At 71.1% G+C, this 23,118-nt stretch carries 11 protein-coding genes; 4 read left to right on the forward strand and 7 right to left on the reverse strand.

Annotated elements, in window-relative coordinates:
* Nucleotides 1-87 precede the first annotated feature (87 nt).
* The 4 genes from IPG61_04850 to IPG61_04865 form a co-directional block, all read right to left on the reverse strand.
* A complete protein-coding gene (locus IPG61_04850; GenBank protein ID MBK6733404.1) occupies nt 88-3,780 on the reverse strand; it encodes a UvrD-helicase domain-containing protein in 3,693 nt (1,230 codons plus the stop codon).
* Nucleotides 3,777-6,998, reverse strand: a complete 3,222-nt coding sequence (locus IPG61_04855) for a PD-(D/E)XK nuclease family protein (protein MBK6733405.1) — start codon at nt 6,996-6,998, stop codon at nt 3,777-3,779. Before IPG61_04855 ends, IPG61_04850 begins: the two co-directional genes overlap by 4 nt.
* 140 nt (nt 6,999-7,138) lie before the next feature.
* The gene (locus tag IPG61_04860; GenBank protein ID MBK6733406.1) at nt 7,139-8,281 is read right to left on the reverse strand and encodes a beta-lactamase family protein; all 1,143 of its coding nucleotides are present in this window, start codon (nt 8,279-8,281) and stop codon (nt 7,139-7,141) included.
* Nucleotides 8,278-8,793 (reverse strand): hypothetical protein, encoded by a 516-nt coding sequence (locus tag IPG61_04865; GenBank protein MBK6733407.1) that lies wholly within the window; start codon nt 8,791-8,793, stop codon nt 8,278-8,280. The genes IPG61_04860 and IPG61_04865 overlap by 4 nt, the downstream gene beginning before the upstream one ends.
* 174 nt (nt 8,794-8,967) lie before the next feature.
* On the opposite strand from IPG61_04865, the gene IPG61_04870 reads away from it, so the two are divergent.
* The 4 genes from IPG61_04870 to IPG61_04885 all read left to right on the forward strand — a co-directional run bounded on the left by IPG61_04870 (nt 8,968) and on the right by IPG61_04885 (nt 18,246).
* Nucleotides 8,968-11,427: a serine/threonine protein kinase gene (locus tag IPG61_04870; GenBank protein MBK6733408.1), complete on the forward strand. Its 2,460-nt coding sequence runs from the start codon at nt 8,968-8,970 to the stop codon at nt 11,425-11,427.
* Between the two features lie 87 nt (nt 11,428-11,514).
* Complete coding sequence (locus tag IPG61_04875) at nt 11,515-14,319, forward strand: insulinase family protein (GenBank protein MBK6733409.1); 2,805 nt, start codon at nt 11,515-11,517, stop codon at nt 14,317-14,319.
* Between the two features lie 68 nt (nt 14,320-14,387).
* Nucleotides 14,388-14,591 (forward strand): 4-oxalocrotonate tautomerase family protein, encoded by a 204-nt coding sequence (locus tag IPG61_04880; GenBank protein ID MBK6733410.1) that lies wholly within the window; start codon nt 14,388-14,390, stop codon nt 14,589-14,591.
* A gap of 133 nt (nt 14,592-14,724) precedes the next feature.
* Nucleotides 14,725-18,246 (forward strand): AAA family ATPase, encoded by a 3,522-nt coding sequence (locus tag IPG61_04885; GenBank protein ID MBK6733411.1) that lies wholly within the window; start codon nt 14,725-14,727, stop codon nt 18,244-18,246.
* A gap of 25 nt (nt 18,247-18,271) precedes the next feature.
* On the opposite strand, the gene IPG61_04890 is transcribed toward IPG61_04885, so the two are convergent.
* The 3 genes from IPG61_04890 to IPG61_04900 form a co-directional block, all read right to left on the reverse strand.
* Complete coding sequence (locus tag IPG61_04890; protein MBK6733412.1) at nt 18,272-18,472, reverse strand: hypothetical protein; 201 nt, start codon at nt 18,470-18,472, stop codon at nt 18,272-18,274.
* Between the two features lie 113 nt (nt 18,473-18,585).
* Nucleotides 18,586-19,641: a hypothetical protein gene (locus IPG61_04895; GenBank protein MBK6733413.1), complete on the reverse strand. Its 1,056-nt coding sequence runs from the start codon at nt 19,639-19,641 to the stop codon at nt 18,586-18,588.
* A gap of 136 nt (nt 19,642-19,777) precedes the next feature.
* Entirely contained in the window at nt 19,778-22,804 is a 3,027-nt protein-coding gene (locus IPG61_04900) for a hypothetical protein (protein ID MBK6733414.1), read from the reverse strand.
* Nucleotides 22,805-23,118 lie beyond the last annotated feature (314 nt).

The following is a 23,118-nucleotide window of genomic DNA, read 5'->3' on the forward strand; positions in this document are numbered from 1 at the left end:
CGCTTAGCAGGAGGCGAGGCGGCCGCGCGACCGGGGATCCCTTCTCCACGCAGGGGTCCCCGGCTTTTTTGTGCGCAACGGCGCCGGTCAGGTGACCTCGTGCAGGCGCTGGTCGTGCGGCAGGGCCGGGTCGGTGAACAACAGCCAGGTGCGCACCGGAAGTCCGGGGTGCAGCAGCGTCATTACCTCGCGGTAGGCGGCCAGCTGCGGGCGGTAGTGGTCGATGAGCCACGCGCGCTGCGCCGGGTCCGCGGCGCCGCGGTTCGTCTTGTAGTCGATGATGTCGACACCATCCGGACCGACAACCAGGCGGTCGATGACACCGGTGATGCGCTGCTCCACCGCCGGGGCGCCGCGCGCTGCAGCGCGGCGTGCGATGACCGGGACCTCGCTCCGTGCGAAGGCGCCGGCCTGCGGACGGAAGACCCGGGCGAGCGGCGGCGCCGCGAAGACGGCCGTCGCTTCGTCGTGCGCCGGCCCCGTTCCCGGCGGCATGACGCCGGCCAGGCAGGCCGCCTGCAGCAGCCGGTGCACGCGGTCGCCGTGCTCGGCGGGCGAGACCCCGGGCGGCAGGGCGCCGGCGGCGGCGACCCGCGCCGGGCGCACGTCGACGCCGGCGTCCGGCGCCGACCCCTGACCTTCGCGCGCGTCGTCGTCCGGCCTTGCGTCATCGACGCGGATCGCCTCGGCCGCCGCCGCATCCTCGGGATCGGCGTCGTCGCGACGGTCGTGGCGCGGGTCGTCGGCAGCGGCCGACGGCCGCACCAGCGCGAACCGCGGGCGCCGCACCGGGGGCTGCCACATTGCGGGAGCCGGCGGCGGCTCGTGCGGTTCGCGCGCGGGTCCGGGCACGCCCGGGCCGCTGCCGCCTTCGCGGTGCAGCGCGTCGTCATCGGCGGCCGGCGCCTCGACGGCCCAGTCGGCAGCGGCGGCGGCGGCGGCCCCGACAGCCGCCTCGCGAAGGTCGCGCAGCGGGCTGCGGTGCTCGCGCGAGCCGCTGCCGGCACGATCGCCGCCGAGCACATGCAGGCGATCACGCGCGCGGGTCAGCGCCACGTAGAGCAGGTGCGCCTGTTCGGCCTCGTCGCGCCCCTCGGCGTCGCGGACAGCGGCTGCCAGCGGGTCGGCCGGCGCTTCCACGCCTTCGGGGAACTCGTAGCCGCGGCGCTGGCGAGCCGTGGTCGCCAGCAGCAGCGCCGGGTGGCGCGCGTCGGCGTCCAGGCAGACCTGTGCGGTCCTGCGCTGCGACTTGTGGTCGGCATCGACCAGCAGCACCACGGGCGCTTCCAGTCCCTTGGCGCCGTGTACGGTCAGGAAGCGCACGCGACCTTCGCCGTCGCTGGGCAGCGGGGCCTCTTCCTGCGTGCCGCGGGCGGCGGCGCGTTCGATCATGTCGGCCAGCCGCCGCGCGGTCGGCGTGCCCAGCACGTCGCCGCCGAGCGCCAGGTCGTACAGGCGCTCGAGGTTGAAGCGCGCCTGTTCGCCGAGCGCCACCTGGTAGCGGCGCGGCAGGTCGACATCGCGGGCGATGCGACGCAGCAGGTCGTGGCACGTCTCGAAGTCCAGCTTGCGCCGCCACTCGGACAGCTGCATCGCCACGGCGGCGACCTGCGGGTCGGTCGAGGCGCGCAGCGCCTGCCACAGGGCCCGCGGTTCGCGCCAGCCGCCGTCGTCACGCTTCTGCATCACGCCGCGCTGCGACAGCAGCGCCTGCAACGCGCCCTGGTCGAGCCGCACGATGGGTGAACGCAGCACCGTCGCCAGCGCCACGTTGTCGTCGGGCCAGGCCAGCCAACGGAGCAGCGCCACGAGATCCCGCACCTCGCGACTGGCCGCCAGCATGCCGCGACCCGGAGGCAGGAAGGGAATGCCGGCCTCACGGAAGGCGCGCTCGTAGAGCGCGAAATCGGTGCGGAAACGGGCCAGCACCAGCACGTCGCGCCATTGCAGCGGCCGCTCGGCCCTGAGGTGCGCATCGTAGACCGGCTCGTGCGTGTCGCGCATGCGCCTGACCATCGCCGCGGCAGCCCGCGCCGCCGCCTGCTCGCCGCCGCCGGCGCCGGCCGACTCCGGATCGTCGGGGTCGGGGAACGGCGCGTGGATGATGAACGTCCCGGGCCGGTCGGTGCGCGCCCATTCCTGGCGCACGCCGAGCTGCTCCTCGGGCTCGAGCCGCCCGGCCAGGGGCGGCGCATTGAACAGTTCACCCACACCCTCGACGATGGCGCGCCGGCTGCGGAAGTTCGTGGGCAGCGCCAGCACGTCGCAGTCGTAGTCCTCCATCTCCCGCTCCACCTCGCCGAACAGGCGCGGCCAGGCCCCGCGGAAGCCGTAGATCGACTGCTTCACGTCGCCGACCAGGAAGAAGGTGCGCGTGCGATCGCCGCCGCCGGCAAGGAACTCCGACACGAACGGCTTCAGCAGTTCCCACTGGTTGATGTTCGTGTCCTGGAACTCGTCGACCAAGAGGTGCTGGATGGCGTCATCAAGACGGTACTGCAGTTCCTGGGCGCGACCCCGGCCCGCCAGCAGGCCGCTGGCCATATCCTCCAGGTCCTGGAAGTCGACGACGCGATCGCGCCGCTTCAGTTCCGCGACCAGGTCGCGCAGGCGCAGGCCCAGGCGCAGCAGCGCGACATTCTCGGCCAGCAGTTCCAGGCGCGTGATGTCCATCAACAGGGTGAAGACCGGCAGCGCCTGCGTTGCAATCAGCGCGCGGAACTCGGCCTTGAACTCCGCGCCGCCGCTGCGCGTGTACGAACGAACCTTGTTGTCCCTGGTCAGCAACAGCCCGGCGACGTCGGCGCCGAGCCGATTGGCGGCCGCCTCCGCCCTCGCATCGTCTACCGACGGGTCCCAGCCCGCGGCCAGCGCGGCCGCGTCGGCCGCCAGCTTGTCGAGGTTCGCCCCGGACTTACCGGGAAAGACGTCGAACGCAGCACGCACGACCGCCGGCAGCTCCTGTGCGAAGGCGCCGAGCGCCGCGGCGAGTTGGCCGCCCAACCTCGCGTGCAGGTTGCCGTCGATGTCGGCGAGGCCGGGGAACAGGTGTCGCCGCAGGTCGGCCTCGAGCGCCGGCAGGGCCTCGGTGCGTGGCGCGCGCCGGTGCGCAGCCCGAGTCGCTTCATCATCGCCCCGGGCCGCCTGCAGCCAGCGCTCCAGGCGCATGCCCTCGTCCAGGCAGACCTGCAGCGTGTTGCGCAGGCTGTCGGGGTGCGCGCCCAGGCGACGTGCGGCGTCCGCGAGCAGCGGGTCCTGCGCGATCTCGCCCACGAGCAGGTCGAAGGCCTCGTCGTGCAGGTCGTGCGGGTCTTCCAGCACGCCGAAGGTCGGGTCCAGGCCGGCCTCGCGTGCGAAACGGCCCAGAACCACCTGGCAGAACGAGTGGATGGTGCCGAGGTTCAGTCCCGAGGTGTCGGCCAGCAGCTGCTCGTAGAGCGCGCCGGCCGCGGCAACCTCCTGCTCGTCGGGTGCTCCCCGCTCGCGGTCGCCGAAGATCGCGGCCAGCCGGAGCGCACGCTCGTCCGGCGCAGCGAGGGCCAGCTGGCGCGCCTCGCGACGCAGGCGTTCCTGGATCTCGACGGCTGCCTTGCGCGTGAAGGTGACCGCCAGGATGGTGCCCGGCGCCGCGCGCGCCGCGGTGCGCTCCAGGCACAGGCGCAGGAAGCGGTTGACCAGCGCGGTGGTCTTGCCGGAGCCGGCGGCCGCACGCAGCACGACCGAGCGATCGGGCCGCGAGGCCTTGAGCTGGATGCGGCGGGCCTGGTCGATGGCGTTCACCACGCGTCCTCCCGCCGGTTGACCAGCTTCTCCACGCGGCGCTTCAGTACCGGCGACAGGTCGATCTCCTCCAGGCGGCAGATGCCCCGGAAGTCGCACCGTTCACACGGCAGCTTCGCCGGTCCCTCGCCGGCCTGCGCGCGCGGCACGAGCGGGAACGGGCCCCCGGGCGCCACGGCCGCGAAAGCCAGCTGCAGCAGGCGCGCGGCGCCCTCCCGCAGGTGCGGGCGACCCTCGCCGTCCAGCGCGGGCAACTCGACCTTCGCGCGCACCCCGACTTCGTCGCGCTTCAACCCGTAGTAGGCGCCTTCGGCGACAGTCCCGGCCAGCGGTCGCGGCCCGTCCGGCCCGGGCAGATCGACGGCGCCGGCGCCGACGGCCACGGCATAGAGCAGCACCTGCATCTCGTCGAATCGCTCGATCTCGCCTTTCGAGGGGCGGGCGCCGGTCTTGAAGTCGATGACGGCCAGGCGACCCGAGCCGTCGCAGGCCAGGTCCAGGCGGTCGATGCGCCCGGTCAGCACCACGCCCGCGGCCGCCTCCGGCATCGCTGCCGGCACGCGCGCGCGCAAGGCTGCGGCCTCGTCGGCGTCGGCGGTGTCCAGTTCGTGCAGCAGCCAGCCGTGCAGCCGGTCCAGGGGCAGCTCGAACCCGGTCTCGAAGCCGACCGGGCGCCAGTCGATGAAACGCGACAACTCGTGCTCGACGACGGGGTCGATGAGGTCGCGGAAAGCCTCGAGCCACAGCGCGCGATCCGGCTGGTCGCCGACTTCGAGCGCGAGCGCACCCGGAACGAAGGTGGCGACGGCGGCACGATCCAGTTCCCGGCGCGCCGTCTCGCCGTCACCGGCAACGAGTGCCGCGTAGCCGTGGCTGCCGGGCGCCAGGAACCGCTGCAGCACCTCGTGCACCTTCGAGCCGTACTCGCGGCGGCCGAACTCGCGCTGCACGTCCTCGTCGCGGCGCAGCGCGAAGCCGTACTCGAGCAGGAAGCGGTAGGGGCAGTCGAGCCACTTGCGCAGGCCCGACCAGCTGAGGCGCCCGCGTGGCCGCGCCGGCGCCAGCAGTGGCGTGGCCGCCGGCTCGCCGAGGAACGAGCGCTGAGCCGCCTCGATCGCTGCCGTGGCCGGCGCGATCGCGCTCCACGTCGGTGCCGGGGGCGCGCGCAGCAGCTCGGCGTCGGGCGCCAGGCCGTGCACCAGCAGCAGGCGTTCCACCAGCGGCGACGGCAGCACCGGCGAGCCTTCTTCCTCGGCAGGCCAGGTCAGGGCCACGCGCGGCGCGCCGTGAAGCAGCCGCAGGAACAACTCGGCGTCGGCATCGAGGCTGTCGCGACGGCCGGGCAGGCCCAGCGCCTCGCGCGCGCGGCTGCCCAGGAACGCCGCACGCGACGGGCGCCGCGGCAGCGAGCCGTCGGCCAGCCCGCCGACCACGAGAAGGTCGAAGCGCTCGAGGCGCGCCTCGAGGTGGCCGGTCACGAGCAGGCCCAGCCCCGGGTCGCGATGCGGCGGCGCCGAAGCGCCGGCCAGCTGCCGGTTCAGGTCGGCCGCGAACGTCGCCGCCGTGACCACCGGCAGGCGATGGGCATCGACCGCGAGCTCGTCGAGCAGGCGCGCGGCGGCGATGATGTCCGCACGGTCGGACCCGGTCTCGAGCGGTCGCTCCGCGGCGAGCAGCGCCCAGGCCTTCCGCAGCGCGGCGAGGTGTTCGGCCCAGGGCGAAAGCCGGCGACCGCCGAGTTCCAGCAGCGGCGACAGCGCGTCACCGATCGCAGCGACGAACGCCTCCATGCCTTCGGATGCGCGGCGCAGCACGGCGCGGGCCGCCTCGTCATGCTCGCGGGCGCGGCGCAGCAGTGAATCCTGCCCGCCCTGGAAGGCGTCGTCGCTGCGCAACAGCCTCTCCAGCCGCAGGGTCCACAGCCCATGGCTGCCGTTCGGCACCGCCAGGGCCACGTACGGATGCGCCAGCACCTCGAGCACCGCCTCGCCGCGCAGGCCCGTCAGCGCCGCCCGCAGCGCGAAGCGCAGCAGCAGTCCGGCCGGCTGCGCCGACAGCGGCTCGCCATGGGTGTTGTCGACATCGAGACCCGCCTGCCTCAGCTGCGCCGACACGCGCGCGGCCAGGCGACGGTCGGGAACGGCCACGGCCAGCCGCGCCGTGGCGCCGTCGGGCTCCTGCAGCCGGCGCACGACCAGGTCGGAGATCACGCGCGCCTCGTGTTCCCCATCGCTGCAGGCAGCCAATTCCAGGGCGCCGCCCGGCGTCGGGGAGGCCAATGGCGGCAACACCGCCGCCAGTGCGTCCAGGCGCTCGCGCAATCCCTGCGGCGCCGCCGGCTGCTTCGTCGCCGGCGCTTCGGCATCGGCGCCCTGCGCCCCGAGTTGCCGCGCCGCGCGACGCGCGGGCCCGAGCGGGCCGCCGCGCGCATCGGCGGGGTCCCACGTGGCCGTGAGCCGCCGCGAGAGCGGGTCCGCGTTGGACCCCACGTAGACCATGGCCGCGTCAGCCGCCGCGAGCGCGGCCACCGCCGGGGCCGCGGTGACCGGATCCAGCCGCGTGAAACCGCCGGCGAGCGCCAGTTCGCAGCGGGCGTGCGGCCACGGCAGCGCGCCGTCCGCGCCGCGGGCCAGCCGGTTGGCCAGCTGCACCTGCGCATCGACCTGGTCACGGGGAATACAGGCGCGGTAGAGGCGCCAGGCGTCGTGCAGGCTCTGCAGCTCGGTGGCCACGGCCTCGGCTTCGGCCTCGCGCACGGCCATGCGCCCCAGGGCCTCTTCCAGGTTCGCCGGCAGCAGCAATACATCGGCAAGCTGGTGGCGGCGGATCTCGTCGAAGGTGCGCACCAGTTCCTGGGCCAGCCCCGGCGCGGTTTCCGGCGGGCCCTGCAGCCAGTCGCCGGCCACCAGCTGGTGCGTCAGGATCAGCGCGCGCGTGCGATCGACGGGCGCATCAGTCGCGGGCGCCAGGCCCAGCGCGGTCGCGGCCTCGACCGCCAGTTGCGCCGGCGTCAGGATACGCGGCAGCAGCACGGCTTCGCGACCCGAAGCCTCGAAGACGAGCTGGCCGAGGGTGCGGCAGGCACGTGTCGAGGGCAGGAGCACCAGCGCACCGGAATAGTCGCCGTGGACGGCGCCCGGCAGCCGCGCCGAGAGCTCGGCGGCCATCGTCTCGAGCAGCGGCTCGGACAGGGGCAGCGGGACGACCTGCGGGGACATGGCGCGGACGGCCTCCGGGCGGGAATCGGGATTCGGACCGGGGCCACACGGGGCGGCCGCGCTCGTCCCATCTGAAAGGGACGGCATCCTAGCACAGGTGTCGCGGGTTGGGGACCAGGATGAGGCCAGCGGCCGGCAACCTAGTCGACGTTGTACTCCCACCACCACGGCATTGCCGATTCGCCGAGGATGAACCGCACCAGTTCGGGATACGCCAACTCGGCCCGCACGCAGTTGGCCAGCAGCACCACACCGCGGCGCCCGTCCTCCCGGCAGACGAGCATGTTCCCCGTCCAGTCGTTGTGGCCGCCCTTGAACCAGAGGGGGCCGGCGGCGTCACGGCAGGTAACCACGGCGAGGCCGGCCGCCAGGCCGATGGCCGTTCCGCGCGGGTCGGTGGCGTCGACAAGCGTCGGGAACTGGTGGGCAGAAGCGATGGGCAGTTGCGGGCGCACGAACTCGGCGCGGGAAGCGGCCGACAGGCCTTCGCCGCGCAGGATCGCGGCCCACAGGAGTGCCTGGTCCCCGATCGTCGTGTCCATCGAACCGGCGGCGCTGACGCCCGAGCGTTCGTCGTGCGGCTCGAAGGAGCCGTCCATGGCGTAGCCGTCGGCCACCCTGCCGGTGAAATCGGCACGCCATTGCAAAGACGTGTCCTTCAGGCCGAACCGGTCGAAGAGCCCGGCCTTCATCCCGGCGCCGACATCCAGGCCGAGACCCTCCTCGAGGACCAGCTGCAGGATGTAAAAGCCCTCGCCCGAATACCCGTAGCGCGTCCCCGGGTCGTGGTGGAAGCGCAGCTTCCCGTCGGGCTCGAGCCAGCGGAAATTGGCAAAGCCCGTGGCATGGTTCAGGATGATGCGCGGCGTGAGTCGACGCCATCGTTCATCGCCGGCCAGGTCGGCGAACTCCTCGTACTCCGGCAGCGGGCGCGGCAGCAGGCGGTCAATGGTGGCGTCGAGGTCGAGCTTCCCCTCATCCACCAGCTGCAGCACGAAGCAGGCAAAGGCCGCCTTCGTGAGCGAGGCCCCGTACATGATGGAAGTGGTCGTCAGCGGCTCGCCGCGTTCCACGTTGGCGAAACCGAACGCGTTGACCTGCACGACCCGGCCGTCGTCGATGACCGCCAACGCCATCCCCTTCACGTCGTGAACGGCCATGAGGCGGCGGGCTTCGGCAGCGACTTCCTCCGGGCCGGGCAACGGCGCCGTCGTCGCGGACAACGCCGGCACGGCCGCGGCGATCAGGTAGAGCGCCGCGAGTACTGGAATTCGCGTTTTCATTTCAGCAATCCCTTCAGGAACTCCGTACGATCAACGTTGGCCACATGCGTGAACCACTCGTCCTGGAACTTGTAGACGAGGATGCCGATCCAGATCCAGGCCAGGCGCGCGCGATAGATGACCTGGGCGCGCTCCCAGCCCCGGAACCTCGCGATGGTGACGTAGACGAGGAACAGCGGCTCCTCGAGGTTGGGGAACCAGAACAGCATCATCTCGTCGTGGGTCATGAAGAACAGCGCCTGGCCGATGGTGCGCAGCGCGAACGTGACGGTGATCTCGCGACGGATGGGGCGACGCCAGGCCCAGATGAAGATGAACAGGTAGGCGGTCCAGTCGGCGGCCTTGTCCAGGTTCTGGTACAGCCCGAAGTCCAGGCCGGCCGGCATGAGCAGGTCGCCATCGACCGAATCGAGCAGCCAGTTGGCCCAGCCCGCGGCAAAGGGGAACCACAGGTAGAGGACGGGCAGAAGGAACTTGAGCGCCAGGATCGGGACGATGATCAGGTAGTTCATGCGCCACGCGTCCTTTCCGCCCCGGCAGTGGATTGGCCCGCCATCCTAGCCGCACCGGCCGGTTTCGCCAAGGCCGCTTCAGCCGCGTCTTGACAAACAAGGCGCGCCGCGGCGTACAATGGTCGCACATCACCCTGACGATGATCCCGGCGCGAGGTGTCTCCCATCGACCGCATGCGCTTCCACGCCGCCCGCGAGATCTTCATCGACGCCCTGGGCCTGGCGCCCGAGGCGCGCGAGTCCTTTGTGCTGCGTGCCTGTGGCGACGACCCCAACCTGCTCGACGAAGTGCGCGACCTGCTGGCCAACGATGCGGGTGCCGGGGATCCCGTGGACGGCGCCGATCCGTGGGCGCGGCAGGTCGTGGTCCCGGAGACGATCGGCCCCTGGCGCATCCTCGGCCTGCTCGGGCAGGGCGGCATGGGGATCGTGTTCAAGGCCCGGCGGCTGGACGACGACGACGCGCCGGCGGTGGCGCTGAAGGTGCTGCGGACGGGCCTCGGCGACGCCAATCTCGAACGTCGCTTCCGGCGCGAGGTCGAGGTGCTGCGGCGCCTCGACCATCCCGGCATCGCCAGGCTTCTCGATGCGGGCACCGACGACACCGGCGCGCCCTGGCTGGCCACCGAATATATCGACGGCGTCACCCTGAACCGCTGGCGCGTGGAAACGGAGTCGACACCTGAACAGCGCGTGCTCCTGCTGGCCGAACTCTGCGATGCCGTGCACGCCGCCCATGGGCACGGCGTCATCCACCGCGACCTCAAGCCCGAGAACGTCCTGGTGACGCGGGAGGGGCGGCCGAAGGTGCTCGATTTCGGCATCGCGAGGCTGCAGGACGACAGCGTGCCCCTGGCCACGCTCGTAACGCAGACCTGGCAGCTGCTGGGCACGATCCGCTACATGAGCCCGGAACAGGCGGCGGGCGGCGCGGCAGCCATCGACGAGCGGACGGACATCTACACGCTGGGCGTGATCGCCTATGAACTGCTGGCCGGCACCCTCCCCTACAACCTGTCGCGGCTGTCCACGCCGCGCGCGCTGCTCGAGATCACGACCGCCGAGCCGCGGCCGCTGTCCGGCCGGGACAGCGCGATCGACCTGATCATCCAGCACGCCCTGGCCAAGGATCCCGGGCAGCGATACCCCACCGCTGCCGCGATGGCGGACGACCTGCGCCGCCAGGCGGAGAACAGGTCGATCTCGCTGCGGCGACCAGGTCCGACGGCCCGTGTCAGGCGCGCGTTGCGCACGCGGCCCCGCCTGCGTCGCCTGGCGCTGATGGCGGCGGTGACGCTGGCCGCCGCTTCGGTGACACTGGCCCTGGTGCTGGGCGGCGACAGGAACCAGGGCCCGAACTGGGAGACGTTCTTCACCATCGTCGAGGAAGCGGATATGCTTCGGCATTCGGGGCCGCGCGACGAGGCGAATTACCTCGCGGCTGCCGCCCTCTTCCAGAAGGCCCGGTCCGAACTGGTGCAACTGCCGGAAGCACCATTCACCGACGACCTGAACCGGTACATCAGGTGGCGCCTCGGCGAACTCTTCTATTTCCGCGGCGACGCCGCCCACGATGCCGCGCTGCTCGAGCAGGCGCGTGGTTACTGGCGCGACGCGGCGCTCGTGCCGTGGAAGCAGGGCAGCGGTCTGGCGATCGACCCGCGGATGGTCGCCCGCGTGAACATCCTGCAGCTGGGCGCCCACCAGGCCTGGGCTGGTGTCGGCATGGCCCACACCAACCTGGCCGAACTTCAGACACCGGTGACGCACTGGCGCCTGGCGTACGAGCGTTACCGGATCTCCTGCGAGGCACTGGGCGACGCCACCGGCGCCTTCCACGACGAGTCCGTGCGGCCGAACCAGCGCCTGGAAGCCCGCGCGCTGGCGCGACTGAACCTGGGCGTCGCGATAGCCTCGCTCGGGGCAGTGCTCGACAGTCTGGACATCATCGATCGCGGCCTGAAGGAACTGCAGGCCGCGAGGGACCTGAACGGCGTGAAGGACATCAGTCACCATTCGATCCTCGCCGAGGCGATGGGCACGGCGTACCTGGCGCGCTCGGCGCTGGCTGGAGACGCCGCAGTCGCCAACCTCGACAGTGCGCAGTACTTCCTCGACGCGGCCGCCGGCACGAGGGCGCCGACCTGGATCCGCGGCTACTGGAGCCTGTGTCGCACGCGCGGCCGCCTGGCCGAGGAACGCGCCCGGCTGGCCGACGACGACAGGGAGCGCACCGAACGGCTGCGCGCCGCCGCCCGGGAGTACGAAATGGCACTGCAGCCGCTGCGCCCGGAAAAGGACGATTTCGAGTGCGCGCTGGCCCACGCCGACCTGGCCGGGGTGACGGCCTGGCTGGGCGCCGTGGGAGCGGACCGAACGGCGATCACGCGCGCCGACTCGCTGCTCGCCATCGATTCGATCTTCCTGCAGGACAAGCGCTTCCCCCTCCAGTTCGCCGAGCGGCAGCTGCGCCTGGGCCAGGTGCGCCTGATGGACTGGCGGCTGGGCGGCGACAGCGCCGACAGCACGGCCGCGATGGACGCCTTCGCGCGGGCACGCGGCGTCGTGTCGGTGCGGGAACTGCCGAGCCTGCACCGGCGTTCATATGAATTGGCGTCGGCGACGGGAAATTGACGCCGCCGCCCTGCGGATGCTACACCTTGTGCCATCGCCCTTGCCTTCCGCTCCCGTCGACCGCCACGAATCCCGAAAGGAACACCCATGCCCCGCCGCCTGTTGCTGGCGCTCTTGTCCTGCGCGCTGCTGGTTCCCACGCTGTGCCCGGCTGCCGACCTGGCAGCGCCCGTCCCCCTCGATCCTGCGGTGACCACCGGCACCCTGCCCAACGGCCTGCGCTACTTCGTGCGCCCGAATGCCAAGCCCGAACAGCGGGCCGCGCTGTGGCTGGTGGTCGGCGCCGGGTCGGTGGACGAGGATGACGACCAGCAGGGGCTGGCGCATCTCATCGAGCACATGGCGTTCAACGGCACGGAGAACTTCCCGAAGCAGGCGCTGGTCAGCTACCTCGAGTCGATCGGCATGCAGTTCGGGCCCGAGGTCAACGCCTACACCAGCCAGAACGAGACCGTGTACATGCTTCAGGTGCCGACCGACCAGCCCGGGTTGCTGGACACGGGACTGCGCATCCTCGAGGACTGGGCGCATCGCGTCAGCTTCGACGAGGCGGAGGTCGACAAGGAGCGTGGCGTCGTCATCGAGGAATGGCGCCTGGGCCGCGGCGCCGACGAGCGGATGGGCGACGCGCAACTGCCCGTCATCTTCCACGGCTCGCGGTACGGCCAGCGCAACACGATCGGCGACCCGGAGATCCTGCGGAACGCCCCCTACGAGACGTTGCGCCGCTTCTATCGCGACTGGTACCGGCCCGACCTGATGGCCGTGATCGCCGTGGGCGACTTCGACCCTGCGGTCGTCGAGCAGGCGATCCGCGAGCGGTTCGCGACCATGCCTTCGCCCGAGCAGCGCCGCCCCGTGCTGCAGCCCGAGGTACCCGACCACGAGAAGACGCTGTTCGCCATCACGACCGACCCGGAAGCGTCGAGCTCCGGCGTTTCGCTGCTGATCAAGCACGAGCCGTGGGGTGAATCGACGGTCGGCGACTTCCGCGACGGCCTGCGGGGCGGCCTGGCCAATGCGATGCTGCGGGCACGACTGTCCGAACTCTCGCGGCAGGCCGACCCGCCGTTCAGCGGCGCGTTCGCCATGGACCGGCGCATGGTCCGCACGAAGGGCGCCTTCACGCTGCGCGCCACCGTCAAGGAGGACGGTGTGGCCCGCGGCTTCGAGGCGCTGTTGACGGAGCTCGAGCGCGCAACGCGCCACGGCTTCGCCCCCGGCGAGCTGGAGCGCGCCAAGATCGAGGTGCTGCGGCAGGCGGAACAGGCCGCAGCCGAGATGGACAAGACCGAGTCGCAGCGCCTGGCTCGCTCGCTGCAGGGCTACTTCCTGCGCGGCACGCCGTACACCGACGCCGCGCAGCGACTGCAGTTGGTGCGCGACCTGTTGCCGGGCGTCACGCTGCCCGAGGTCGAGGCGCGGCTGCGCGAACTGACGGAGAAGGGCAGCCGCGTCGTCACCGTCGAGGCGCCGCAGCGCGACGGGCTGGCGATCCCCGACGAGGCCGCCCTCACCGCGATCATGACTTCGGTGGCCGCGCGCGACATCCCGGCCTACGTCGATGCCACCGTCGAGGCGCCGCTGGTGCCGGCCGTGCCGGCCCCGGCCGCGATCATCGCGAGCGAGCAGGACGAGTTGCTGGGCACCACCACCTGGACCCTGGCCAACGGGGCACGCGTGGTGCTGAAGCCGACCGATTTCAAGAACGACGAGATCCTGATGTGGGCCACAAGCCCCGGCGGCACGTCGTTGATACTCGACGACGAACTGCATCCGCGCGTGACGGCCGCCTCGAACATCGTCGGCAGCAGCGGCGCCGGCGCCTTCGACCCCACGGCGCTGCAGAAGAAGCTCGCGGGCAAGCTGGTGCGCGTGTCCCCGTATATCTCGACCTACGAAGAGGGGCTGCGCGGCAGCGCCTCGCCCCAGGACTTCGAGACGCTGATGCAGATGACCTGGCTGCTGGCCACCTCGCCGCGCGAGGACGCCACGGCGTTCAAGTCGCTCCTGGAGCGCCAGCGCTCGTTCCTGCAGAACCGCGCCGCCGACCCCGAGGCCGCTTTCCGCGACACGATCAGCGTGGTCGTGACCGGCCATCACCCGCGCCGGCAGCCGCCGCGCGTCGAGGACCTGGACCGGCTTGACCTGGCGGCCTCGCTGGCGTTCTACCGGGAGCGCTTCGCCGACTTCAGCGACTTCACGTTCTTCCTGGTCGGCGCCATCGACCCGGCCACGGCGGAGCCGCTGGTGCGCACCTGGCTGGGCAACCTGCCCGGGACGGCCCGGCGCGAGTCGTGGCGCGACGAGGGCATCAAGCTGCCCACCGGCGTGCAGGAGCGCGTGCTGCACCGCGGCACCGAGCCCAAGGGCATGGTCGAGATGGTGTTCACGGCCCGGCACGAGTGGAGCTGGCCGGAGGAGTATGCGCTGGATTCGCTGGCCGATGTGCTGCGCATCCGCCTGCGCGAGTCGATCCGCGAGGACAAGAGCGGCACCTACGGCGTGCGCGTGGGTGGCGGATTGAGCTCGATCCCCTACGGCTACCACCAGCTCAGCATCGGCTGGGGTTGCGACCCCGCGCGCGTGACCGAACTGACCGAAGCGGTCTGGGCACAGCTGAACGACATTGCTGCCAACGGTCCCGACGCCGAGACGCTGGCCAAGGTGACGGCCACCCGGCGTCGCGATGACGAACTGAACCTCAAGCGCAACGACTACTGGCTCGCGGCGCTGGTGCAGCACCAGCGGCAGGGTTCGGACCCGCACCTGATGCTGCAGACGAACGCCATGGTCGACGGCCTGACCGCCGACGTCATCAAGGCCGCGGCGCGCAGCGTGATCGACCCGCAGAACGTGGTCAAGGTGGTGCTGCTGCCGCTGGAGAACTGAACGCCCGGACCCGGGGCGATGCGGCCGCGCCGGCGGTCCGCATCGCCCCGCTTCCTGAAAGGACGACCATGCCCTACGTGAACATCCGGATCACGCGGGAGGGCGCCACCCCCGCGCAGAAGGCCGAACTGATCGCCGGCGCCACCGAACTGCTGCAACGCGTGCTGGGCAAGAACCCGGCGACGACCTTCGTGATCATCGACGAGGTGGACACCGACAACTGGGGCGTGGCGGGTGAAAGCGTGACCGTGCGGCGGCAGCGCGGCGCCTGATCCGTCCTGCTTCCAGGCCGCCTTCCGGCGGGTCCGGCCACGTGCCGGGCCCGCCGTTGTCTTCGGGCGTCACCTGCCCTAGAATGCCCCCGGAACCCGCGCCTGCACCTCTCGCCACCGGATCGGAACCGCCATGTTCTTCCAGATCGCAGCCATTGCGCTGATCGTGATCGGTATCCTGGCCGCCTGGACCACGATGCGCCGGAATCGGCGTGGAGAAACTCCTGCGGGCCGGGGGGCGCCGCCCGCGGAAGCCGCCCCGCCGGGCGCCGGAACCGGCCGGCCGCCTTTGCAGCCGACCTCGATCTACGCGACCATCGCGCCGCTGCAGGACGCCCTCAACCTGGCCGCCCACCCGTCCGAGGTGGTCGACCATCCGGCCATGGTCGCCACGCTGGAGCTCCTGGCCGATCCGGAGTGCACCGAACAGCGATTGCTCGATCTCGCCTTCGGCGACCACGGCGGGCTGCGCTGCGCGGCCTTCCTGGCCATCGCCCGGCGGGGCACGGCATTCACCGCCATCGAACGCGTCACCTCGGAAGCCAGTTCGCTGCCCCCGTGGTTCCTCTGGTATGCGCTGCGCGCGATCGGCGCCTGCGTGCCCGCAGCGGAACCGGCGGTGGCCACGCTGCTGGTGAGCGTCAGTGTCGATGTCGGCAGTCGCGGCTGGTGCAACAACCCGGCAGCTGTGGAGTACCTGCGCGCCTTCATCGGCGAGCGGCTGGCGGCGGGTGAGGTGGCGGAGTTCCCGCCGTCGTTGCGGCGGATCATCGAACGCCACAACAGCGTCTTCGACCTGCGGCGCCTGCTCGAACGGCTGGGCGAGGACATCACCACCGGTTGGCGCAGCGCCCTCGACGCCATCGACGCCGTCGAGACCGCACAGACGCCGTCTGCGCCTTCGGCCCAGGCGCCGGCGGCGCCCGCTGACCATGAACGTGCCGCGCTGGCCGAACTGGGCCGGGTCTGGGATCGCGCGCCCGCCACGCGCGGCAGGCGCCTGCTCGAGACGCCGCTGCAGACCTCGCTCGTGGAGCGGCTGCAGCGCAACCTCGACGCCGCCCCGCCCCGCCCCTGCCTCCTGGTCGGCGAGCCGGGCGTGGGCAAGCGCGCGGTCATCGAGGCGCTGGCGAAGCGGCTGCTGGGCAGGAAGTGGCTCGTCCTCGAGGCCGGGCATACCGACATCATCGCCAACCAGAAGTACGTGGGCGATATGGAGGGCCGCCTGCAGACCTACCTGAAGGAGATGGGCAAGCCGCGCCGGCTGTGGTTCATCCCCGACCTGGGCGCGCTTCGCGCCACGGGCACGCACGATCAGAAACGTTCGGGCGCGCTGCACCTGCTGCTGAACCACTTCGAGGCCGGCGACGTGCGCGTGATCGGTACCATGACGCCTTCGGCCTGGGAGACGCTGCAGCAGGCGCTGCCGGCGGTGCGCGGCGTCTTCGACGTGATCAAGGTGGAGCCGCTCGACGGACCCGGCGCCCTGGCGCTCGCCCACTCCTGGCTGGCCGCCGGCACCAATCCCGCCGAGCCCCTGCCCGCGAACGACCGCGTGATCGACGAGGCCTGGCTTCTGGCGCAGCAGTTCCTGAGTGACCGGGCCGCGCCCGGCAACCTGATCCAGCTGCTGGACCAGACGCGGCGACGCGTCATGCACGCCGGCGGCACGGCAGCGTACGACCGGGGCGACCTGGTCGCCACCTTGTCCGAGCTGACCGGCCTGCCCGCCTCGTTCCTCGACGACCGGCAGAGCTACGACCTGCAGGCGGTGCGCAGCTTCTTCCGCGAGCGCATCCTCGGCCAGGACGAGGCCGTGGAGTGCCTGGTGCACCGCGTCGCGATGCTGAAGTCCGGGCTCGGCGATCCGTCGCGGCCGCAGGGCGTGTTCCTGTTCGCGGGACCGACCGGCACCGGCAAGACCGAGATCGCGAAGGTGCTGGCCGAGTTCCTCTTCGGCTCGCCGGAGCGCCTGATCCGCGTGGACATGAGCGAGTACAACGAACGCGGCTCGGCGGTGCGGCTGCTGCGCGCCAATTCGCCGCAGGCGGAAGCCGGCGGCGGTTCGCTGGTCAGCCAGGTGCGCCAGCGCCCGTTCTCGGTGGTGCTGCTCGACGAGTTCGAGAAGGCCGCCAGCGATGTGTGGGACCTGTTCCTGCAGGTAGCCGACGACGGTCGCCTGACCGACGAGCACGGCGAGACCGTGGACTTCCGGCACACGATCATCATCCTGACCTCGAACCTGGGCGCGCGCGTGGCCACGGGCACGGGCGTCGGCTTCGGCCGGCCGGGCGAGGACTTCCGGCCGCAGGATGTCGAGAAGGCGATCGAGGGCGCGTTCCGCAAGGAGTTCATCAACCGCCTGGACCGCGTGGTCGTGTTTCGCCCGTTCACGCGCGAGACGATGCGCGAGCTGCTGCGTCTGGAGATCCACAAGGCCGAGCGCCGGCGCGGCCTGCGCCACCGCGAATGGGCCACGATCTGGGACGACTCGGCGGTCGACTTCCTTCTCGAGCGCGGCTTCACCACCGACCTGGGCGCGCGCCCGCTGCGCCGCGCCGTCGAACGCTACCTGCTCGAACCGCTGGCCGGCATCATCGCGCAGGGACGCAGCCCGGCAGGCGACCAGTTCCTGTTCGTGCACGCGAACGCGGACCGTCTGCTCGTCGACTTCATCGACCCGGAAGCGACGCCCGCCGCGCCCACAGCGGGGATGTCGCTCGACGCCACGGACGGCGGCGACATCACGCCGCAGCGGGTGCTGCTGGACGGCCACGGCGGCGAGGCCGAACTCGCGGCGTTGGCGGCCGTGCACGCGGCGCTGCTGGCCCGCGTCGGCTCGGAAGACCTGCGCCGGCGCAAGTCCGACGGGCTGGCCGCCATGGCCGGTTCCGACTTCTGGGATGCGGAAGACCGTTTCGCCGTGCTCGACCGCATCGAGAACATCGACCGTGTGGAGAGCGGCCTCGAGAGCGCGGGCCAGTTGCTGGAACGGCTGTCGACGCCGCCGCGTGGCACACGCGGGTCGGGTGCGGCGCGGATCGTGCCGCCGGCGCTGCTGGTCAAGCTGGCCGGCAGCCTGCACCTGCTCGAGGCGGCCGTGACCGCGATCGAGCAGGACATGCCCTGGGATGCCTACCTGCTGGTCGACGCCGGCGGCGACGGCAGCGGGGCCTCGGCGGCCGGCGACGCCTGGGCGCGCCGCCTGGCGACGATGTACGAACGCTGGGCAGAGCAACGGCGCTTCAAGCGCGTGGTGCTGCAGGAGACCGGCGGCAACGGACAGCCGTGGCGCCAGGTCGTGGCCGTATCGGGCTACGCCGCCTGCCTGCTGCTGGCGACCGAATGCGGCCTGCACGTGTGGGAAGACCCGGACCCGCAGCGTGAGGGCGGCTTCCGCCGGCACCCCGTGCTGGTGCGGGCCGTGCCGCAACCGGCGCGTGCCGCGGCCGACCGGGCCACGGCCCTTCGCGAAGCGATGGCGGCGCTGGCGGCGCCGGCGCCCGATCGCCTGCAGCTGGTGCGGCACTACCGCGAACTGCCGTCGCCCCTGGTGCGCGACCGGCTGCGCGGCTGGCGCAGCGGGCGGCCGGAACGCGTCCTGGACGGGAGCTTCGACCTGATGGAGGGCGGCGACGCGTCACGGACCCCGTGACGGCGCCGCCCGCCGCCGGGCGCGTTCAGCGTTGCTGCGCCGCCAACGCGGCAGCCACGGCCAGGCCGCGCGAAAGCACGGGATCGCGGCCCGCGGCGACGTCGGCCGCGTCCGGCGTCACCAGCACGTCGGGCTCCAGTCCCTTGCCGACGTAGGCGGTGCCGTCCGGGCAGCGCGCCGCGAAGGTCGAGACCCGCAACTGGCCGCCGCCCGGCAACGGTGTCACCAGCGCGTTGCCGAGCTGCCCGCCGTGGGACCGCCCACCACCGACGCACGACCCGCCCCCGCAGCATCAACACGAAGTCCTCGGCCGAGCTGTTGGTGGCGCCCCGGTCAGGATCACGAGCGGCCCGCTGAAACGCCGGCCTTCGCGCGGTGCCACCGTCCAGCGCGCTCCGACCAGGGCTCTTCCTGCCCCCAGGCACGCAGGGCCGGCACGCGGTGCGGATAACGCATGATGGCCGTGGCCGCCGGTTCGTTGATGAGCGCGGCCATCATCGCCTCGGCGTCCTGGCTGTTGCCGCCAAGGTTGTAGCGGAGATCGATGATCAGGGCGCGCGTGCCGTCGCCGGCCGTGCTGTCGACCAGCGCCAGGAACTCGTCGACGAAGTGTGGTTGGCTGAAGCTGGGGATCGCCACGTAGCGCACGCCGTCTTCGAGGCGGCGCGTCTGCAGGTGCTGCGCGATCATGGCCCACTCCACGAAGCGCCAGGCGAAAGGCTCGCCATCGGCGCCGCCCCGGGTCAGGGCGACATCGCGATCGGCGCCGTCGCCGTTCCGGACAGTCAGGTTGACGCGGCTGCCGCGTGGCCCCTGGAGAAGATGATACAGGTTGATGGCTTCATCGGCCTGCGGCACGCCGCGACCGTGGATCCGCAGCACGCGTTCGTCGAACCAGCGACGGACGGGCACCTTGTCCACGGCGATGATCTCGGTGCCCGGCACCAGCCCGGCGGCCTCCACCTCGCCACCGCCCGCAGCCCGCGCCACGAGGATGCGTCCATCGACGGCCTGCAGTTCGAGCGCCGGCCCGTCGAAGTCCGGTCTCACGTAGCCCCAGGGCGGAAGCACCAGCGTGTGGCCGTCGCGAAGCCCGGCCACGAGTTCCATCAACACGTCGTAGTAGGCGTCAACGTCGGGCGCAGCCAGCACGCGAGGGATGCTGGCCCGCGCGGCCGCATCCCAGTCCAGGCCCGGCCTGTCGCCGAAGTGGGGAAAGGCGCCTTTCGTCTCGGACCACACCTGCATCAGGCCCCACAGCCGTTGTTCGGGTGCTCCGGTCCAGGCCTCGGCGGCCGATCCTCCCGGCGTTCCGGGCTGTGCCGCGGCCATCGTCGCCAGCAGGGCGGGCAGCAGCAGCGCCGCCCGTGCGATCCCATTCAGGTTGATGTTCATCGTGTATCCCGCCGTCCAGGGGTTGGCCCCCGCGCGGCAGCGACAGAACGCCGCCGGCCGATCCGCGCGGGAAGTACCCTACGCAGGATCGGCCGGCGGGTTCGCTGTCAACATCAGGTCCGGATGCTGACCGCAGCTATTTCAACATCGTCACCTTGCGCACGTCGACCTGGCCTTCACTGCGCGTCTCCACGAAGTACAGGCCCGACGCCGCGCGATCACCGCCGTCATCGGCACCGTCCCACGCCACGGTGCCGGTTGCCGCAGCCACCGGACCGTCCAGCAGCGTGCGAACCAGGGCGCCGCGGACATCGAACACCTTCATGACGACGTGCCCCGGTGCCGGCAGCGTGTACGCGAGGGTGACGACGGGATTGAACGGGTTGGGGTTCGCGGCGACGGCCAGACGGGGCGCCGCATCCGGGATCTCCGCGGGAGTCACCCACATCCATTGAATGAGTCCAAAGTAGTCCATGACATTCCCCAGCAGGATCGTCCGCGTCGACGGCGGCGCCGGGTACTTGGCGGGCGGATTCATCACGTACATCAGGTCGTGGTTCATCGACACCACCCGGCTGGAGCCGGCGACCTTGAGCGTGGCGGCCGCGTAGGAATAGGGCGTGCTCGTGTGGTCGGGTGCGGCGAATTCCGCCAGGCGCACCGCTCCACCGAGCGGGACAACGGTGTCGAAGTCGTTGATGCCGGCGCATCCGCCGTAGGCGATCCAGGCGCCGGCGGTAGTGAAAACGGGGTTGCCCGCGTCCCTGACCACCAGCGGCGCCACCTGGCCGGCGATGTTGTCGCGGATGTCCCCGTCGATGTACGACACGCCCATCCTCGTCTCGAGGAAGGTGCGCGCCGCGCTGCCCGAGGTGTACAGGCTTTGCGCTAGGTCGTCACCGGTCATGAACAGGTCGCGCTCACCCAGGCCGAGCCATGCGTTCAGCAGGCCGATGTCGTTGCCCGGGTCACCGGCGAAGTCGCCGTTCGAAAGGGTATACGTGCTGAGATCGCCGGCCGTGTAGAACATATCCGTGTAGCCGTCGATCTGCGAGATGGTGGCGCGCCCGCCGAGGCCGTTGCCCACGCCGGAGCTCGGCCCGTGCGTGTCGAAGACGTCGTAGTCGACGCCCCTTTCCCAGCCGGCATAGCGCAGCGCACTAAGCCATTCGTCCTCGCCGCCGCGGAACCCGAAGTCGTTCCAGAAAAGCACCTCCGGCTGGTGACCCGCCGCATTGCTGATCGACGGCAGGCCGCTGACCGAGAAGGCGCTGGGATACGTCAACCTCTCCGGGTTGCCGAATTGGCTGATGTCGCCGGGCAGGGTCGCGGTCCGCGTGTCGCCGGCCACATGGTCGGTGGCCGCAAAGTAGTAGTGCAGCACGTCGCCCGGGAAGATCATGCCCGTGTCGGGCAGGTCGAAGTTGTAGCGGTTCGCGACCTGCGCTCCGGACGCGGTGTACGTCAGCCTGGCCGCAACCGGGTTCGAAGGCAGAGCACGGTACGCATCGAACAGCGGGTTCTGCACAGCGAAGGTCCAGTGCAGCTGCGGCATGTCCAGCGTACCGCCGGACCGCGGCGTCGCGTCGATCCAGATCGAATCGCCGGGGTCGTTCCGCATATGCGTGCGGGCCGAGATATTGGCCGCCATGTCGAAGCGCACCGAGTTGGCGCCCAGGTTCGCCAGGTCGACGTCGCCGATGGCCGGGAAGCCGTCGTTCGCCAGGCGGATCTCGGTCGCGACAAGGCGGGGACCCGTCGTCGGGTACACCTTCAGGCTCACATTGTCGAAGTACGGCGCCGGCGTGCCGTCGGTGCCGTCCACGTCGAACATGAAGCCGAATTCGTAGACTCCCAGCGTCAACTGGACTTGCTGGGCTCCGGGCACCACCAGATCATCGACAACATTGATCGTGCGCAGGTAGTTCGGCCCACCATAGTACACAAAGTTGCGGTCCTTCCACGCCGCGGCTTCGATGTCACTGCCCAGGGGCGCCGTGCGGATGCTCCACGTGTAGAAGATGCCGGGCGAATCAAAGCCAAGCAGCTCGTGGCGGTAGACGTCGAAGGCCATGGTCATGCCGAACAGCCCCGGATCGGGCAAGGCCATGCCCGGCGAATAGACCGAGTTATGGATGTGGTAACTCGGTCCGAGCAGCCCTCCCGTGTTGTTCACGATGTAGCCGCCCGGGGGGCCGTAGTCGTTCCCTGGGCCACCGACGGTGCCGCCGGTGCCGGGCACCACCAGGCCGTCGTCGATGAAGGCGACCAGCTTCGAGTAGTTCGAGGCGCAGTCGTCGAGGTCTCCGAGCACGCCCCACACGCGCGCAAAGTCGCCAACGCCCATGTTGGGTGTCGGCGACCAGTCCGGTCCGAGCAACCCGTCCTCGAAGTCCTCCACGTACGGGGTGCCGTTCACGGTCACCGTGATGTTGTCCAGGCGGGCGGCGCCGCTGGTCGGCCACAGGCAGTCGCCGTCGGACCAGGCGCCGTCCGAGCTGAAGATGAAGGCGACCGCGATGTCGGTGTCTTCATACAGTTCGGACCCGGCGTAGGTGAACGTGTAGTCGACGGCCGCCGTACCGATGCCGTCCCAAGACAAGCCCTGGCCGCCGTTGATCGGCTCGAAGTACGGACTGGCCGCTGTCCGGCGCTGCAGGGTCATGAAGTCGTAGCCCGGCTCGGTGTCGTAGACGAGGTCGGCCTGGACGCGCACGGTCGCAGCCCCGCCCACCGTTTTGCGGAATTCGAGCATGTCGTACCAGCTGTTGTTGTACCCGCCGGCCAGGTCGCCGGCGCCGCACGAGGCAAGCGCCATGGTGCCGCACCACGCAACCCGACCGCTCAGCGGAGCCGCGACGCCGTAGGTATCGACATGCCAGTGGTTGGCCGGCGCCGTCTCGTCGACGGAATACCAGCCGTCGGGAAGCAGGCCGGCGCCACCCGGGCGGGCCTCGGCGGTCTCGAAGTCGCCGCGATACGGATACAGGCCGCCCGGTCCCATCAGGTCGACCGTGTCGCCGGCTGCCTTCGCGGTCGAGGCGCTGAAGTACAGGGCCGTTTGCGAGGTGGCCTGGCGTTCGGAGGCCGCAGCCGCCCCGGCCAGGAACAGGATAGCGAGGATGGTCAGGCCGGGGGCCGGCCTCAGGGTGACGTGTCGCATGGGCGCTCCTCCGCGTGTCGGGTACACGGCATTCGGCAGCGGCCACGGTACCGACGGAGCGAAGGTCGGGGCGAACGAGCGGGAGCGGGGACAATCGGGCTGCGACGGACCGCGCACCCGCTGCCATGGCGGGCCACTGGTTGATGATACGGAATGAGTGGCCGGGTTCGATAGGGGGCACCGCAAAATCGAACGACAAAATTGATCGTCGCGATCAATATTGTCTTGCCGTGTGATTTTTTGTCACCAGCGCCTGTAAATTGTGTATCGTCTTGCCTGACAATCGTTTACCATGCTGCGACTACACATCCGGC

It is taken from the genome of bacterium (assembly GCA_016703265.1).
GTDB lineage: Bacteria > Krumholzibacteriota > Krumholzibacteriia > LZORAL124-64-63 > LZORAL124-64-63 > CAINDZ01.

Coding starts and splice junctions, on each gene's coding strand:
- IPG61_04855 (MBK6733405.1), bottom strand. CDS start 6,998: ATGTCCCCGCAGGTCGTCCCGCTGCCCCTGTCCGAGCCGCTGCTCGAG.
- IPG61_04860 (MBK6733406.1), bottom strand. CDS start 8,281: ATGAAAACGCGAATTCCAGTACTCGCGGCGCTCTACCTGATCGCCGCG.
- IPG61_04865 (MBK6733407.1), bottom strand. CDS start 8,793: ATGAACTACCTGATCATCGTCCCGATCCTGGCGCTCAAGTTCCTTCTG.
- IPG61_04870 (MBK6733408.1), top strand. CDS start 8,968: ATGCGCTTCCACGCCGCCCGCGAGATCTTCATCGACGCCCTGGGCCTG.
- IPG61_04875 (MBK6733409.1), top strand. CDS start 11,515: ATGCCCCGCCGCCTGTTGCTGGCGCTCTTGTCCTGCGCGCTGCTGGTT.
- IPG61_04880 (MBK6733410.1), top strand. CDS start 14,388: ATGCCCTACGTGAACATCCGGATCACGCGGGAGGGCGCCACCCCCGCG.
- IPG61_04885 (MBK6733411.1), top strand. CDS start 14,725: ATGTTCTTCCAGATCGCAGCCATTGCGCTGATCGTGATCGGTATCCTG.
- IPG61_04895 (MBK6733413.1), bottom strand. CDS start 19,641: ATGAACATCAACCTGAATGGGATCGCACGGGCGGCGCTGCTGCTGCCC.
- IPG61_04900 (MBK6733414.1), bottom strand. CDS start 22,804: ATGCGACACGTCACCCTGAGGCCGGCCCCCGGCCTGACCATCCTCGCT.